The 14895-nt window shown below is 71.6% G+C and carries 14 protein-coding genes; 7 read left to right on the top strand and 7 right to left on the bottom strand.

The window, feature by feature from the left end; translation table 11 throughout:
- Position 1: 1 nt before the first annotated feature.
- Positions 2–1204, bottom strand: coding sequence for an acyltransferase family protein (locus tag ACH4U8_RS20990; protein WP_395779286.1), 1203 nt, complete (start codon positions 1202–1204; stop codon positions 2–4).
- Positions 1201–2094 carry an NmrA/HSCARG family protein gene (locus tag ACH4U8_RS20985; RefSeq protein WP_360305857.1) on the bottom strand — a complete coding sequence of 298 codons (894 nt, stop codon included), beginning with the start codon at positions 2092–2094 and terminating at the stop codon, positions 1201–1203. The genes ACH4U8_RS20990 and ACH4U8_RS20985 overlap by 4 nt, the downstream gene beginning before the upstream one ends.
- 384 nt (positions 2095–2478) lie before the next feature.
- Here ACH4U8_RS20985 and ACH4U8_RS20980 point away from each other — a divergent pair, with 384 nt between their 5' ends.
- From ACH4U8_RS20980 to ACH4U8_RS20970, 3 genes are all read left to right on the top strand, one after another.
- Positions 2479–3462 (top strand): DUF6081 family protein, encoded by a 984-nt coding sequence (locus ACH4U8_RS20980; RefSeq protein WP_395779284.1) that lies wholly within the window; start codon positions 2479–2481, stop codon positions 3460–3462.
- Positions 3463–3525: 63 nt separating this feature from the next.
- On the top strand, positions 3526–3948 hold the full coding sequence (locus ACH4U8_RS20975) for a DoxX family protein (RefSeq protein WP_360305861.1): 423 nt from the start codon (positions 3526–3528) through the stop codon (positions 3946–3948).
- Between the two features lie 2 nt (positions 3949–3950).
- Positions 3951–5108 (top strand): acyl-CoA dehydrogenase family protein, encoded by a 1158-nt coding sequence (locus ACH4U8_RS20970; protein WP_360305863.1) that lies wholly within the window; start codon positions 3951–3953, stop codon positions 5106–5108.
- Between the two features lie 98 nt (positions 5109–5206).
- Here the strand turns inward: ACH4U8_RS20970 and ACH4U8_RS20965 are convergent, their stop codons facing one another.
- The 4 genes from ACH4U8_RS20965 to ACH4U8_RS20950 all read right to left on the bottom strand — a co-directional run bounded on the left by ACH4U8_RS20965 (position 5207) and on the right by ACH4U8_RS20950 (position 9063).
- Positions 5207–6181: an aromatase/cyclase gene (locus tag ACH4U8_RS20965; protein WP_395779282.1), complete on the bottom strand. Its 975-nt coding sequence runs from the start codon at positions 6179–6181 to the stop codon at positions 5207–5209.
- 32 nt (positions 6182–6213) lie between these two features.
- The gene (locus ACH4U8_RS20960; RefSeq protein ID WP_360305867.1) at positions 6214–6480 is read right to left on the bottom strand and encodes an acyl carrier protein; all 267 of its coding nucleotides are present in this window, start codon (positions 6478–6480) and stop codon (positions 6214–6216) included.
- A gap of 94 nt (positions 6481–6574) precedes the next feature.
- Positions 6575–7795, bottom strand: coding sequence for a ketosynthase chain-length factor (locus ACH4U8_RS20955; RefSeq protein ID WP_395779280.1), 1221 nt, complete (start codon positions 7793–7795; stop codon positions 6575–6577).
- Positions 7792–9063 (bottom strand): beta-ketoacyl-[acyl-carrier-protein] synthase family protein, encoded by a 1272-nt coding sequence (locus ACH4U8_RS20950; RefSeq protein ID WP_395779278.1) that lies wholly within the window; start codon positions 9061–9063, stop codon positions 7792–7794. The genes ACH4U8_RS20955 and ACH4U8_RS20950 overlap by 4 nt, the downstream gene beginning before the upstream one ends.
- Positions 9064–10556: 1493 nt before the next feature.
- Between ACH4U8_RS20950 and ACH4U8_RS20945 the strand changes: the two genes are divergently transcribed.
- Together ACH4U8_RS20945 and ACH4U8_RS20940 are read left to right on the top strand one after the other, a co-directional pair.
- Positions 10557–11573, top strand: a complete 1017-nt coding sequence (locus ACH4U8_RS20945) for an ATP-binding cassette domain-containing protein (protein ID WP_395779276.1) — start codon at positions 10557–10559, stop codon at positions 11571–11573.
- A 219-nt stretch (positions 11574–11792) separates the two neighbouring features.
- Positions 11793–12488 carry an ABC transporter permease subunit gene (locus ACH4U8_RS20940; protein ID WP_395779274.1) on the top strand — a complete coding sequence of 232 codons (696 nt, stop codon included), beginning with the start codon at positions 11793–11795 and terminating at the stop codon, positions 12486–12488.
- 783 nt (positions 12489–13271) lie between these two features.
- Here ACH4U8_RS20940 and ACH4U8_RS20935 read toward each other — a convergent pair.
- Positions 13272–13841, bottom strand: a complete 570-nt coding sequence (locus ACH4U8_RS20935; RefSeq protein ID WP_395779272.1) for a hypothetical protein — start codon at positions 13839–13841, stop codon at positions 13272–13274.
- Between the two features lie 92 nt (positions 13842–13933).
- Between ACH4U8_RS20935 and ACH4U8_RS20930 the strand changes: the two genes are divergently transcribed.
- A complete protein-coding gene (locus ACH4U8_RS20930) occupies positions 13934–14245 on the top strand; it encodes a hypothetical protein (protein WP_395779270.1) in 312 nt (103 codons plus the stop codon).
- On the top strand, positions 14176–14838 hold the full coding sequence (locus ACH4U8_RS20925; protein WP_395779268.1) for a hypothetical protein: 663 nt from the start codon (positions 14176–14178) through the stop codon (positions 14836–14838). Before ACH4U8_RS20930 ends, ACH4U8_RS20925 begins: the two co-directional genes overlap by 70 nt.
- Positions 14839–14895 lie beyond the last annotated feature (57 nt).

Genomic DNA, 14895 nt, shown 5'->3' with positions numbered 1-14895 from the left:
GTCAGTGCACCGATCGCCGCGGATCCTCGGCCACCGCCGCGCCCTCGCCCGACACCACGCCGGGATCGGGCCGGCCGGCGGGTACCGGCTTGCGGGCGCGACTCCACCGGCGCATGACCGGCCGCTCGACGAGCGAGTTCAGCAGCCAGGCCAACACGAGCGCGCCGCCCAGGGTGGGCAGCGCCAGGCCGGCGGCCTGCCAGGGGGTCAGGCTGTCCGCGGTGGTGATGCCCAGCTCGTACGCGACTCGGTCGATGAACAGTTCGTGCACCATGTACAGCGCGAACGAGACCTCGCCGAGCCACAACATCGTCGGGCCGCGCAGTGCGGACGGCCGCCGGTCGAGGTCGGCCCGAGCGCCGGCCCCGATCAGCAGGGCCAGCGGGACCACGGTCACCGCGACCGTGCCGTACTGCCCGGGGATGTACAACGCCCCGAAGTACGCGCCCACCACCAGCGCCCCCGCCGGCAGCAGGCCGATCCGCGGCCACCTGCCCTGGGCGACGAGCTGCGCCAGGAACATGCCGAGGACGAACTCCAGGGCCCGGGTCACCGGGAAGAAGTACACGAACCACAGCTGGGTCACCGAATAGGGCAACCGCGCGGAGAGCGGCGTGCCCGAGTCCAGGAACACGTGGGACACCAGCGGCACGCACCACACGGCGGCCGCGACACCCGCACCCCACCACCACAACCATCGCCCGGGCACCCGCAGCACCAGCCGCAGCAGGAACGGGAACGACAGGTAGAAGAACGCCTCGCAACCCAGCGACCAGCTCACCGTGTTGACGCTGTTCAGGATGTCCAGGCGCGGGAGCCAGGTGTGCACGAGCGCGAGGTTCGGCAACACCTGACGGGTTGTCATCGTCTCGTCGAGGGACAGCGCGAGCAGGATCGCGGCGGCCGCGGTGACCAGGTGGTTCGGGTAGATCTTGCAGGCCCGGGCGCGCCAGAAGGACCGGGCGCGCTCACCCGGTCGGGCCGACCAGGTCAGCACGAAACCGCTCAGGATGAAGAAGAACGACACTCCGGTGGAGCCGGCCTTGCTCCACAGGAACGACACGCCCTTGTCCGCGGATCCCCAACTGGTGGGCACGAACCGGAAGAAGGCGTGCGAGAAGAACACCATGGCGGCGGCCAGGAAGCGCATGCCGGTGAGCGAGGGCAGGGCTCTGCGGCGGCCGGCCGGATCGTCCGGGCTCATCCCGGACCCTGCGGCGGAACCCATCCCGAATCACGCAGGAACGCCTCGAAGGTGCGCAGTTCCGGATGCGCGGCCCGATGCGCGGGAATGTCCGCGGTGTAGCCGACCTCGTTGAACCACACGAAGGTCTTGGCCATCCACTCGTTCTGTCGGGCGATCTCCTCGATGGGCACCGACTCGAATCGGCTCGGCATCCCGGTGTACCGCTCGAAGGCTGCGGCGATCTCCGGTCCGGTCAGCTCCTCGCCGGCGATCTCCACGTTGCGGTCGACGAATTGCGCCGGGTCGTCGAAGGCGTCGGCGACGAACCAGCCGATGTCCTGTGACGCGATCATCTGCAGGGTGGTATCGGGCAGCAGACCGCGGCTGAGCACCAGGCCGCCGTTGCCGTCCGACACCGGCGGAAGGTCGAGGAAGTTCTCCATGTAATAGACCGCGCGCAGGAAGGTCGTGGGCCGTCCGGAGGTACGCATGGTCTGTTCGACCCGTAGTTTGGTCTCCCGCCAGCCGACGCCGCCGGGATTCTCCACCCCGCCGACCGAGCTGTGCACCACGTGCGCCACGCCGGCCTTGCGGACCGCCTCGGCGATCAGGGCCGCGTGCCGTTCCTCGCCGTCGAGGCCGTTGCCGTGCGTCGGCGTGAAGACGCTGAACACCCCGTACGCACCGGTCGTCGCGGCGTACACGGAGTCCGCGTCGTCAAGCGATCCCGGCACCAACTCGGCGCCCTTGGCCGCCAGTTCGCGAGCCTGCGGATGGTCCGGGTTGCGAACGAACGCGTGCACCGCCCAGCCGCGATCGAGCAGGTGTCGGGCGGCCGTACCACCCTGCCTGCCGGTGGCTCCGATGACCAGCACCCAGCGCTCGGCGTCGTTCTCTCCGCCTGTCATGGACTGTCCCTCCCGAATCGGTCGTCCGGCGGATCACAGTCGCGGCCCCGGCTGGAATCCCGCTGGAAGCGGGCTCAAGCGGGCAAGACACGCCGGTCACGGCAGGCGCAGGACACCAGGGCGTGTCTTCGATCCCCCGTCGGGCTCCGCGACGCCCGGCACCGCACCTCGCCGCCCCGGAGAAACACCGGAATAGAACCACTATGCGGGCGCTTCTCCGGCACGCCGATGCACGGCATCCGCCCTTCGGGCTCCTCGCTGCGCTCACGCCGCAGAGCCCGACGGGGGATTGAAGACACGCCCTAGCGGGTGTCGAGTCGCGTTCGAGCCCGGGCCGAAACGCTCGGTTCCCGCAGCCGTCACGGTGAAGGGAGCCCGGCCGTCATGCCCGACAGCCAGCGCACGGAGCAGGACACGGCCATCCGCCGGTCGCTGTTCGACCGGCCCGGATCCGCCGGTCTCCGCACCACCGGACCCCGCCCCGATTGGCAGATCAGACCGGTCGGGACACTGCCGCTGGGCGACGCGAGAGTCCGTACCGGCGACGCCGGGTCGGTGGTCGAACCCCCGGAGACGACCGCCGGCGGTGCGCCGGCGTTCGGCTACGCGACCGGGCCCGGCGGCGCGGACGACCACCTGAAGTGGTGCGCCCTGGTGGCCCACACCGCCTCGTCCGGACTGCCGGGCTTCGACGCGCCCGGCGGCGGGGAACTGGTGGGCGCGGCGGAACTGGCCGTGCGCGTGTTCGGCGCGGAGCGCCATCCCTTCGGCGACGCGGTCGCCGAACCGCAGGCCGACCCGCGGCTCGGCGCCGGCGCGCTGCTCGCGCTGGACCGCGAAACCGGCCTGGTCTTCGATTTTTTCGTCAGCAATCGGCACATCCACGCGGTGTACGAGCGGCTGCCCCGGCCAGGGACCGGGTGGGCCGCGTTCACCTACCTGGTGCCGGTCGCCGAACGCACCCCCGACCTGGTCCGGCGGCTGGAAATCGGCCTCGATCGCGACGCGGGCACGGTCCGCTGGAGCGTGGATGGCGAACAGGTGCTCTCCGTCGCACGGTTGGGGCACCTGTCGCTGCCCCGGACGCACCTGGTGATCGACCACGGTGGCACCGAGGAGTCGGCCGTGCCGAGACAACTCGCTTTCGGACTCGGCCTGTTCACCTTGTTGGATGCCGCCGGGCCGGACGGACGCGGCCTGGTCCGGCTCTCCGCCGAGCGGTATTACGATCCCGCGCGCGGAGCGCCCGCGCCGCAGCGGTTTCGCGACGAACTCGGGCTGCGCGCCAATCGCTTGTGGGGCCAGGGCGTGCGACTGACCGTGCGCCGGGTGACCGTCACGACGGGGCCGGCGCCCGGCTCGCCCTGATGCCGCGTCCACGACCGCGAGCAAGCATCCGTCATCGAGGCATGAGCAGGAGATGGGACATCCATGGAGACCGCGCACAAGACCCTACGGAGGCTGGCCAGGCCGCTGTTGGCCACCGGATTCGTCACCGGTGGCTACAGCGTGCTGCGCGACCCCGGTCCGCTGCCGGCGTTGGCCGAGCGGCACGGGGTTCCGCTGCCGCGGGTGGCAACCCGCGGTACGGCGGCGGGCATGCTCATCGGCGGGGTCGCGCTGGGTGCCGGGTTTCGGCCGTCGCTCAGCATCGGCCTGTTGGCGGTGTGCCTGGTGCCGACGACCGTGACCGTGCACGACTTCTGGCGCCAGCAGGATCCGGTGCGCCGGATCGCCCAGCGCAACGAGTTCTTCAAGAATCTCAGCCTACTCGGCGGGTTGGCGATCGCCGCGGCCGACGCGTTCGCCACCGGTGCGGCCGGCCGGGCCGCGACGCGGGCCGGTGGGGAGTAGCCATGATGCGGACGGCAGGAGAACTCGACAGTGTCACCCCGTTGCTCGCCCGCGCCCGGGACGTCGCGCGCACGGCGGCCCGGCACGCCGTCGACGCCGATCAGGAGCGGCGGTTGCGTCCCGACGTCGTGCGCGAGGTCGTCGACGCGGGATTCGCCCGTCACTTCGTCCCCACCCGCTACGGCGGCGCCGCCGCCGGCTTCACCGAACTCCTCGACGCCGTCGCGATCGTCGGCCGAGCGTGCGCCGCCACCGCCTGGGTGGCCTCGCTCGGCGCCACCGTGGCCCGGATGGCGGTCCACCTGCCCGAAGAGGGGCAGCGTGAACTGTGGGCGGACGGCCCCGACACCCTGCTGGTCGGGGCGTTGATGCCGGTCGGCCGGGCCGAGAAGGTGCCCGGCGGGTGGCGGTTGTCCGGGAAGTGGTCGTACATCAGTGCGGTGGACTTCTCCCAGTGGGCACTACTGTGCGCGATGGCTCCGGCGGACGGGCACAACGGCGACGGATCCCCCCAGGCCCGATACTTCGCGGTTCCCCGCGCCACATACACCGTGCTGGACACCTGGTTCTCGGTGGGGATGCGCGGGACCGGCAGCAACACGCTCGTGCTGGACGGGGCGTACGTGCCCGAACACCTCTCGTTCGCGCGCGCACAGGTCCTCGACGGCGCCGGCTCCACCTCGCCGGCGACCTGCCATCGGGTGCCGCTGCGGGCGGTCAACGGCTTGTCGTTCGTGACCCCCGTCCTGGGGGCGGCGCGCGGCATGCTCAGCGAGTGGACCCGGTGGAACGCGGCCAAGGCCGCTACGGGCACCGGCGGTTCGGCCGCGGACGACGTCGCCTTCCGGGACGTGCTCGCCCGGACCGCGGGCGAGGTGGACGCGGCGGAGCTGTTGCTGCGCCGCGCCGCCGCCGTGGCCGACGAGGGTGTTTTCACCGACCTGTTGACGGCACGCGGCGCGCGGGACTGCTCGTTGGCGTCCGAGACCCTGTTGACCGCCGTCAACCGCATGTTCCGCGCGATGGGGACCTCCGGTCAGACCTCGGGCAGCCCGTTCGAGCGCCACTGGCGGGACGTCAACTCGGCGACCAGTCACATCGTGCTGCGTTTCGACACCGCCGCGGAGTCCTACGCGCGGCAGGTACTGGCCGGCGGCTGAGCCGCCCGACGTACCCGGCCGCTTTGCCGCAGCCGGGCACGCGCGAGGCCCGCCGGGTTCTTGCCCGGCGGGCCTCTTTCGTGCGTTCGCGTCCGGACTCAGCGCGGCACCGTCCCGGGCAAGCCGGCCGCCAGGGCCAGCGTGGCCCGGCTGTTGTCCCCGAGCGCCCTGCGGATGTAGGTCCGCGCGTCGGCGAGCGTGGCGTCGGCCCCGAGCACCGCGGGCACCGCCTCGGGGTCGATCACGACGGTGTGCCGGGCCGAGGCCACCGCCCCGGTGCCGGCGTCGTCGAACGTCCACAGACCGCTGTGGCCGAGCAGCAGCTTCGGGGGCGTCCGCTGCTTGTACGCGATCCACCCGGGCCGCGAACACACCCGGATCGACCGGGTGGTGTGCGCGGACCCGTCGGCGGTGACGGTGTCCATCTCCAGTTCCTGGATGCCGGGGACGGTCTCGGTCAACTCGGTCCTGGCCACGTGCGGCAGACGCTCGGCCCACAGGTCCGCGCGGTTCACGAATTCGTACGCGTCCTCGGCCGGGCAGGCCAGCGCGATCGTGTCGCTGAAGGTGAGGACCAGCCCCCCGGTCGCCGGGCCGACTTCGGCGATCCGGGCGAGGGCGCCCAGTTCGGCCGCGCTGTTGCGGTCGAGCGCCCGGGACACCTCGGCCGCCGCGGTCGGGTCGTGATCGACGATGGTGAAGCGGTGTCGCAGCACCACCTCGGTATGCCCGTCCGGCAACTCGCGCAGCAGCCAACCGCCGCTCATCGAGGCGACCGGCGGACTGCCGTGCTCCTGCCGAAAGGCGACGTAGCGCCGCTCGGGGTCCAGGGTGCGCCGCGAAGTCCATTGCGCCACGCGGCCATTCACATCCGCCCAGATCTCGAAGCGCTCGGCGCGCGGGTTGTGGTCGAGGTGTCGTACATGGACGCACGGGCCGAAGACGGCCGGCCACGACGCGGCGTTCGCGATCAGGTCGTAGACGACGCTCGCGGGCGCCGCGACGACGAGCGAGTGTTCCGCGCGATGTATTCGAGGTGTTGTCGGGGATGCCGTCCGCGGTGACTTGCGCACCGAATTCACGGGGCTCGTGCCCTCCCGTCCGCTCATGACTGCCGGCCGGCCGCCGGCACCCCGTTGACGAGGTCGAGCAGCGCTCGCGGGGTCCTGAGGTCGACCAGCGCGTCGTCGGGGATCTCCACGCCGTGGAGCTGCTTGATCCTGGCAGCGCACTCGATCAGCGCGAGCGAGTCGTAGGCCAACTCCTCGAAGGAGCGGTCGAGCACGTCGCCGTCGAGGTTGACCGCTTCGTCTTCACCCGCACAGGCCACGAGGATCTCGCGGAGTGCGTCGATGTCCATCACTGCTGCCATGGTGTGCCGTGCCTCCTGCTGTTGCCGATGGGTGGGTGGTCGGTGAGGGGTACGTCTCGAAGAACCGGGGGTCCGGGTGGCCCCGTGAGGGATCTCAGAAGTCCGGATGGGTCAGTACGACGGCCGAGTTGAAACCGCGCCGGCCGCGCGCGAGGACCAGCGCCGAGCGAACCTGTGCCACACGCGGCTCGTCCAGGACGAGGTCCAGGCCGTAGTCCTCGGGCACGTGCCTGGTGTGCGCGGTGTGCGGCACGAGTCCGTCCCGCATGGACAGCAGCGCGGCGACCAGATCCACCGGACCGCCCCCGGCGGCCATCCGGCCGGTGAGCGACTTCGGCGCGGTGACCGGTACGCCATAGGCGCCGAACAGGCATCGAAGGGCCTCGGCCTCGACCCGGTCGAGGTCCGCGCCCCCGGCGCCGTCGGCGAACACCACGTCGATGTCCGAGGCGGCCAATCCGGCGTCGGCCAGCGCGAGTTCGGCGGCCCGGCGCAGCCCGGCGGGCCGATCCGAGCCCGGCTTGGGGTCGAAGGTCGAGGCGTAGCCGGCGACACTGCCGTACACCTGCCGCGCACCGCGCTCGCGCGCCGAGTCGGCGTCCTCGATCACCAGCAACGCGCCGCCCTCGCCGGGCACATGGCCGGCGGCGTCCCGGTCGAAGGGCAGATAGGCGCGCGCCGGGTCGGCAACCGTGCTGACCCGACCGCCCGCCAGTTGGGCGGCCCAGCCCCACGGGTCGAACGCCGAGTCGACGCCGCCGCCGAGCACCAGCTTGGTGCCCAGGCGCACGGTCCGACGGGCGTGCCCGATCGCGTCCAGGCCGCCCGCCTGTTCGGCCACCAGGGCGGCGCCGGGGCCGCGCATCTTGTGTCGGATCGAGATCTGGCCGGTGTTGACGGCGTAGAACCAGGCGAAGGACTCGTAGACGCTGACGTACTCGGGGCCCTGGCTCCAGAGCTTGTGGAACTCCCGGTGGGTGAAGTCGAAGCCGCCCTGGGCACTGGAGACCACCACGCCCATGTCGTAGTCGGCCAGGGTGTCCGGGCCCACCTCGGCGTCCGCCAGGGCCCACTCGGCCACGGCCAGCGCATATCGCGTGGACACGTCGGTCTGCGGAAGCAACCGGCCGGAGAGGTGTTCCGCCGCGTCGAAGTCCCGGATCTGGCCCGCGAAGCGGGCCGGATACCCGGAGGCGTCGAAGCGGTCCAAGGGGCCGATGCCGGCGCGGCCGGCGACGACGGACCGCCAGAAGTCCTCCGTACCGAGCCCGATGGGCGCGGCCACCGACATGCCGGTGATCACCGTCCCGGTCATCCGGTGCGCACCTCCGCCTCGTGCAGGACCATCGCGGTCTGGAAGCCGCCGAACCCGCTGCCCACCGACAGCACGGTGTCCACCCGCTGCTCCCGGGCGGTCAACGGCACGTAGTCGAGGTCGCATTCGGGGTCGGGCGTGTGCAGGTTCGCCGTGGGGGGCACGACGCCGTGCCTGATCGCCAGCGCGCAGGCGGCGATCTCGATGGAGCCGATCGCGCCGAGCGAGTGCCCGACCATCGACTTGATCGAGCTGACCGGGACCCGGTACGCGTGCTCACCGAGGCTGAGCTTGTAGGCGGCTGTCTCGTGCCGGTCGTTCTGTTTGGTGCCGGAGCCGTGCGCGTTGACGTAGTCCACGGCGGTGCGGTCCAGCCGGGCCTCGTCGAGGGCGACCCGGATCGCCTCGGCCATCTCGCGGCCATCCGTCTTGAGCCCGGTCATGTGGTAGGCGTTGCAGCGGGAGGCGTAGCCGCCGACCTCCGCGTAGATCGGTGCCCGGCGGGCCCGTGCCGCCTCGTACTCCTCCAGGACGAACATGGCGGCGCCCTCGGCGATCACGAAGCCGTTGCGGGATCCGTCGAAGGGCCGGGAGGCCCCGGCCGGGTCGTCGTCGCGCGGGGTGGTCGCCTTGATGGCGTCGAAGCACGCGACGACGATCGGCGTGATGGGAGTGTCGGTGGCCCCGGCGACGGCCGCGTCGACGGTGCCCTCACGGATGAGTCGGACCGCGTGCCCGACCGCGTCCAGGCCGGAGGTGCAGCCGTCGGACACCATCGTGACCGGCCCCTCCGCCCCGACCGCCCAGGCGACTTCGGCGGGCATCGCCCCGGGGCTGAGGTAGTCGAACATGTACGGGGACAGGTGGTCGTGGTCGACCAGCCACTCCCGCCCGCTGTCCGACATCACGAGGTATTCGCGTTCGAGGCTGGTCGCCGAGGCGACCGCGGAGCCCAGCACGACCGCGACGCGCTCCGGCGGCAGTGTTTCCCGGGGCAGGCCGCTGTCGGCGAGCGCGTCCCGGGCGCAGGCGACGGCGAACTGCGTGGCCCGGTCCATCCGCCGGATCTCGCGCGGGCCGAAGCCCTCGGCACGCGCGTCGAAGTCGACCTCGCCGGCCACGCGCGAGCGAAAGGGCGACGCGTCGAAGGACGAAATTCCGCGCGTGGCCGTTCGGCCGTTGGTCAACAGCTCCCAGAAGTCCTTGGTGCCGTTTCCGCCCGGGGCGCGCACCCCGATGCCGGTGATCACTACGCGCCGTTTTCCCACGGTGATTCCCTTCGCCTGTGCCAAGCCCGGGCGTGACCGGTGTTCCCGGCCGAGCCGGTCCCCGGGACCGTCAACAGAGTCGACGTGCCGGCTCGACCAGCTCTGGAGCCACGCTCGGGTCGGGCTCGCCCCGGCCGCGCCGGTTTCGGGTGGGGGCGGGGGCGGGGGCGCGGGTACCGCGCAGGGGCGGTTGTGATCGAATGTGGTGATTTCGCCGTGGTGGTTGGTGTGGGCGGTGACGCGAGCCGGAGTGTCGCGGGTGGGTGGGAACGATTTGTGGCCGTCCGGGGGAGGGCCGTGGGGGTTTGACCTGGGGGTGTCGCGGTTTCGTTGAGAATTCGTGGGTGTGTTGCACGTAGCCCTGCGCGCCTGAAGACCGGGTCGTGTTTGTGCCGGCCACGGGGGTTGGCCTGCGTCGCAGGGCCGGGCCGGCCTACCGCTTGGGTGTGCGGCCCGGGGTGTGCCGGGACGGTGGTGTGTTTCGGCGAGGTGGTCGAGACGAACCGCGTCGAGGCCGGCTGCGTTCGGTGCCGTCGACGATCGCGGTGGTCGCGGTGATCGCGGCTTGGCGGATCAGGCGGGTGAGGCTGCCGATCCTGCCGGCGGTCCGCCGATGGAGGAGGGCGGCGAGGCGGGGGAGTGTCCCGGCCCGGTGCGCGTTCGGGTCGAGGGCAGCTTTCAACCCGGTGATCAACTCCGTGAACGGTTCGCTTTTCCCGAGCCGCGCGGGGAACACCCCAAGTCGATCAGTGCGGCCCGTCCGACGAGTTGCGCCCCGTATGCCCCACCGGACAACGGTGTGGCGGCCACGTCGTTGCCCGCGTACACGAACGTCGCCCCCACGCGTTCGGAGAGGTCTTCCAACAGGTCGGCGGTCTCGGCGCCGGTGTCCTGCCGGTCGGGGTGAGGGTGTCGGCCGACATCGAATTCATCGAGGGGCTGCCGAAGCCGTATCGGGCGGGTGCGGTGGAGCGATACCGCTGCGCGCAAGTGCCCCTCGGTGTCGCTGAGTTGGGTCACGGGGGAGGAGAGCCGAGATTGATCCCGGCGCTCGTACGCGTGGCCGAGCGAAACCCCAGAGGGTGGGCAGGACACACTCTGTGGCCGACGTAGGGGTCGACCCTGGCGCCTGCTCAGGGTGAAACCGGGGGTCGACCAGGGGTGAACCCGATGGGAATCCGGTTGCGCGGGCACCACGATGGTCCTGGGCATCGAGAGGGCGGTGGACTCGAGTCGGGCGTGCCGGACGACGACTGAACGGTCCCGGCGGAACACGGCGAACTCGGTGGTCACGGGGCCGTCGATCGCCGGGGCTCCGTACCGGTCTCGCTTTTATGGAGGCCCCGCAGGAAAGGTTCAGCGAGCCCTCCTCGAACCCGTGACTCGATGTCCGCGGCACGAGCGGAGACCGACGACAAGGGCAAAGCGGCCCCGAGTTCGAGGTCCCGACCCGTTGAACCGACCAGCGAACATACCCTGGAGCGCTGCAACAGATGATCGAAGCAAGAAGGCTCACCAAACGCTACGGGACCAAGGTGGCGGTGGATCAGCTTTCCTTTCGGGTGCGTCCGGGCTCGGTGACCGGCTTCCTCGGCCCCAACGGCGCCGGCAAGTCGACCACCATGCGGATGATCCTCGGCCTGGACACGCCGACCGGCGGCGACGTCACGGTCAACGGTCGCCCGTACGACCACGTGCGGGCCCCGCTGCGGGAGATGGGCGCGCTGCTGGACGCCAAGGCGATGCACGGCGGCCGGACCGCGTACAACCACCTGCTGTGCCTGGCGCAGAGCAACGGCATCCCCAACCGCCGGGTGGACGAGGTGCTCGGGATGGTCGGCCTGACCCAGGTGGCGAGGAAGCGCGCGAACGGCTTCTCGCTCGGCATGGGGCAGCGGCTTGGGATCGCCTCGGCGCTGCTCGGTGACCCGGGCATCGTGATGTTCGACGAGCCGGTCAACGGGCTCGACCCCGAGGGCATCCTGTGGATCCGCAACCTGATGAAGCAGTTGGCCTCGGAGGGTCGCACCGTCTTCGTCTCCAGCCACCTGATGAGCGAGATGGAGGTGACCGCGGACCACCTGATCGTGATCGGCCAGGGCCGGATGATCGCCGACACCTCGATGCGCGACTTCATCGAGACGAACTCCCAGGCGTTCACCGTGGTGCGCTCGCCCCGGGTCGAGCAGCTCAGGGCGCTGATCGAGGGCAAGGGCGCGAGCATGAGTCCCGAGCCCGGCGTCGAGGGCTCGTTCCGGGTGCACGACCTGCCGCCGACGGTGATCGGCGACCTCGCGGTCGAACACGGCATCGCGCTGCACGAGTTGTCGCCGCGCTTCGACTCGCTCGAAGAGGTCTACATGCGGATGACCCGGGACAGCGTGGAGTACCGCGCCGGTGTCCCGGACGGCTCGCCCCCGGGCGACGGCGCGTCTCCGGGTCGCCCGCACTCCGGTGCCGCGTCGGTCGGTTCACGGTCCATGCCCCGGTCCACCGGAAGCGAGGGCTGAGCGATGGCACGGAACACGCCACCCCCCATGCCCCAGGGCGCTTCGCACCCGACGTACGGAGAGCAGCAGCCCATGCCTGGACAGCGACGGTTCCGCCGGCACCCCGGAAGGCAGGGCCCTCACCCGTCGACCGGGCAGGGGCGAGCGCCCGGACGACTCGGCGATGGCAATGCGGGCTTCGGCCGGGTACTGCTGTCCGAGTGGACCAAGATCCGCACGGTGCGCTCCACGGTGTGGACGTTGCTGGTGATGGTCGTGCTGATCCTGGGCCTGGGGGTGCTGCTCGGCGGCGTCGCCGACCCGAAGGTCAAGGACGACTACGTCTCGATCTCGCTGATCGGCGTGATGATCGCGCAGATCGCGGCGGCCACGTTGGGCGTGCTGACCATTGCCGCCGAGTACACCACCGGCATGATCCGCACCACGCTGACCGCCCATCCACGCAGGGTCCGGGTTCTGGTCGCCAAGGGTCTGGTGTTCGCCGGCCTGATCCTGGTGGTCGCCCTGGTCGCCAACACCCTTGCGGCGGTGATCGGCGACGCGATGCTGACCTCGCGGATCGGCGACTCCGCCGCAAAGGACTCCGACTTCTTCCGCAGCGTCGTGGGCAGTTCGCTCTACCTCGCGGTGATCGGACTGTTCGGGCTCGGGCTCGGCACGTTGCTGCGGCACTCGGCGGGCGCGATCACCGCACTGCTGGGCATCATCCTGCTGCCGATGATCATCGGTCCGATGTTGCCGTCCGGCGGCGACAAGCTGATGCAGTACTCGCCGATGTTCGCGCTGATCAAGCTGATCGACGGCGGCGGCGACACCGGTGGGCCCGGCCCGTGGGGATCGCTGTTGCTGATCGCGGTCTACGCGGGAATCGCGTTGATCGCCGGCGGCGTGCGGTTGAAGACCCGCGACGTGTGACCGGCGCAGGGCGGGGTCGTCGCGTCCGGTGGGGTTCCCGTCGGGGTCGATCGGGACCAGGAGTGCCCATCGCCGAGCCCGGCGTGCGGAGTTCCCGCGGGACCGCAACGGGCGGCGGTAGGCGGCGAGGCATGGTCCGACGGGGTGGTTGTGGATGCCCGCTGAGCCATCCGCGGCCGGGTCTCGCCCTTCGGGGGGTTGTGTCGGGGTTGTCGTCGGTGAAGGCGGGCACGCCGACCTGTGTGTTCGGCGCCCCGCCCGGCGCGGGCACCGCCGCCTCGGCCCGAGCCGAGGTCTCGACCGTCGACTCGCGGCCGTAGCCCTACTCGTCGTCGCGTTTCGAGCCGTCGCCCCGGTCGTCGTCTCGAGCCGTGGAACGCGCGGAGGCGGGCTTTTTCGGCGCCGTACCCCGCGTCCGGGACGACTACGTCACGAGGGGGTCCCAGGTGCCCGGGACGATCGGCCGCGTCGGACGGCCGACCGCAGCGGTGACACCCCGGCGACGGGGGGACGCCGGACCACCGCGTCGGGCCCGGGAGCCGGCCCGTTCCCGGGTGACGCGAACGGCGTCCGGCCCGTGGGGTCGGGTCCCGTTCGCGGGTTTCGCCGCGGTCTCGACCGTCTACCTGCGGTCGTAGCCGTCGTCGCCGGCGCATTGCACGCGGTATTCCCGGTCGCGGTCGTCGTGGGTGGGGCGCCTTGCCCGGGTCCGTGCCGGCGGTGGGCGGGCGATGCCTTCGTGGCCGGACCTGCGAGGCGCCGAGTCGTTCCGCGTCGGGACGGCTACTCGTCTTCCTCGAAGTAGTAGTCCTCCATGGTGTCGGCGAAGCTGCCGAGGGCCAGGGACGCGATGAAGGCTTGGGCGAGCACCTTCTCGTCGGCGGCCCGCGTGGCCTTGTCGCCGTCGGTCTCGGGCAGATGGAGGTGGTGGCGCAGGGCGAGTTCCCCGTCGACGACGACGGCCGCAGGCCTGGTCCAGTCCTCGCCGAGGAACGCGAGGAACCCGGAAAGGTCCGCGTCGTCGACGGGGCCGATGAAGGACGTGACGGCGATCCGGCTCGTGTCCTTGCCGTCGTACTCGAAGTGCAGCTTCTGGCGGCGCTTCTTCGTGGTGCCGTCCTTGAGCGTGACGGTCTGCTCGAAGGCGGCCATGGAGGAGAACATGGCCGGACCCGGCCAGGTTCCCGGCGCCGGGCTGATCGCGTTGTACCGGCGCTGGGCGGCCGGCGGAGCCGGGCTGCTGATCACCGGCAACGTGATGGTCCACGCCGAGGCGCTGACCGGCCCCGGCGGCGTGGTGCTCGACGAGGCGGCGCCGTTGGAGCCGTTCGCGGAGTGGGCCGAGGCGGCCAAGTCCGGTGGCGGGGCGGTCTGGATGCAGATCAACCACCCCGGCCGCCAGGTCCAGGCCGCGATGCCCCGGCGTCGTGTGGGGACCGTCCGACGTGGGCGTCGACCTCGGCCGGCACAGCAACCGCTTCGGCCGCCCCACCGCCATGACCCCCGGGCGGATCGAGGCGACCGTCGCCCGGTTCGTGGCCACCGCCCGGCATGCCGAGAAGGCGGGGTTCGACGGCGTGGAGGTCCACGCGGCGCACGGCTACCTGCTGTCGCAGTTCCTGTCCCCGCTGGTCAACCGTCGCACCGACGCGTGGGGCGGTCCGCTGGAGCGGAGCATCGGGCCAGGATGTTGCTGGACGTCGTCGCCGCCACCCGCGCGGTGGTGTCGCCGTCGTTCGCGGTCGCGGTCGCGGTGAAGCTCAACTCCGCCGACTTCCAGCGCGGCGGTTTCGGCGTCGACGACGCCCGCCGGGTGATCGCGATGCTCGAACCGCTCGACGTGGACCTGGTCGAACTGTCCGGCGGCAGCTACGAGAGCCCGGCGATGACCGGCCGCCCCGCGGACACTCGCACCCGGTCCCGCGAGGCCTACTTCCTGGACCTGGCCAGGGACCTGGTCACGACCAGTCCCCTCCCGCTGATGCTGACCGGCGGCATCACCCGACGCGACACCGCGGACCGGGTCCTCGACAGCGGGGTCGCCCTGATCGGGATGGGCACCGCCCCGGCCGTCACCCCGGACCTGCCCGAACGCCGGCGCAACGGCCGCGAGGCCGACCGGCAGCTGCGCCCGGTGGCCTGGACCGACAAGGCCCTCGCCTCGGCCGCGAGCATGGCGCAGGTCCGCCACCAGATGCGCCGCATCGCCCGCGGCGGCGCCCCTCGGCCCGGAACCCACCCGGCGCGCGCCCTGCTCCCCGAGCAACGCCTGCAGCGGTGGGCACTGCGCCACTACCGCGCCTGGCTGCCCACCGCCGAAACCTCACGCCGCCTGGACCACGACGAGTAGCGGCCGATCGCCCACGGCCGCACATGGGCGGATGACGATCAGGGGTATCCGTGCCGG

It is taken from the genome of Embleya sp. NPDC020886 (assembly GCF_044333915.1).
In the GTDB taxonomy this organism is placed as follows: Bacteria; Actinomycetota; Actinomycetes; order Streptomycetales; family Streptomycetaceae; genus Embleya.
This window is presented reverse-complemented; position numbering and strand designations above follow the sequence as displayed.

What these genes read in the sequence shown, in the direction of transcription:
- ACH4U8_RS20990 (WP_395779286.1), bottom strand. Translation starts at nt 1,204, where the DNA reads ATGAGCCCGGACGATCCGGCCGGCCGCCGCAGAGCCCTGCCCTCGCTC.
- ACH4U8_RS20985 (WP_360305857.1), bottom strand. Translation starts at nt 2,094, where the DNA reads ATGACAGGCGGAGAGAACGACGCCGAGCGCTGGGTGCTGGTCATCGGA.
- ACH4U8_RS20980 (WP_395779284.1), top strand. Translation starts at nt 2,479, where the DNA reads ATGCCCGACAGCCAGCGCACGGAGCAGGACACGGCCATCCGCCGGTCG.
- ACH4U8_RS20975 (WP_360305861.1), top strand. Translation starts at nt 3,526, where the DNA reads ATGGAGACCGCGCACAAGACCCTACGGAGGCTGGCCAGGCCGCTGTTG.
- ACH4U8_RS20970 (WP_360305863.1), top strand. Translation starts at nt 3,951, where the DNA reads ATGATGCGGACGGCAGGAGAACTCGACAGTGTCACCCCGTTGCTCGCC.
- ACH4U8_RS20960 (WP_360305867.1), bottom strand. Translation starts at nt 6,480, where the DNA reads ATGGCAGCAGTGATGGACATCGACGCACTCCGCGAGATCCTCGTGGCC.
- ACH4U8_RS20955 (WP_395779280.1), bottom strand. Translation starts at nt 7,795, where the DNA reads ATGACCGGGACGGTGATCACCGGCATGTCGGTGGCCGCGCCCATCGGG.
- ACH4U8_RS20945 (WP_395779276.1), top strand. Translation starts at nt 10,557, where the DNA reads ATGATCGAAGCAAGAAGGCTCACCAAACGCTACGGGACCAAGGTGGCG.
- ACH4U8_RS20925 (WP_395779268.1), top strand. Translation starts at nt 14,176, where the DNA reads ATGTTGCTGGACGTCGTCGCCGCCACCCGCGCGGTGGTGTCGCCGTCG.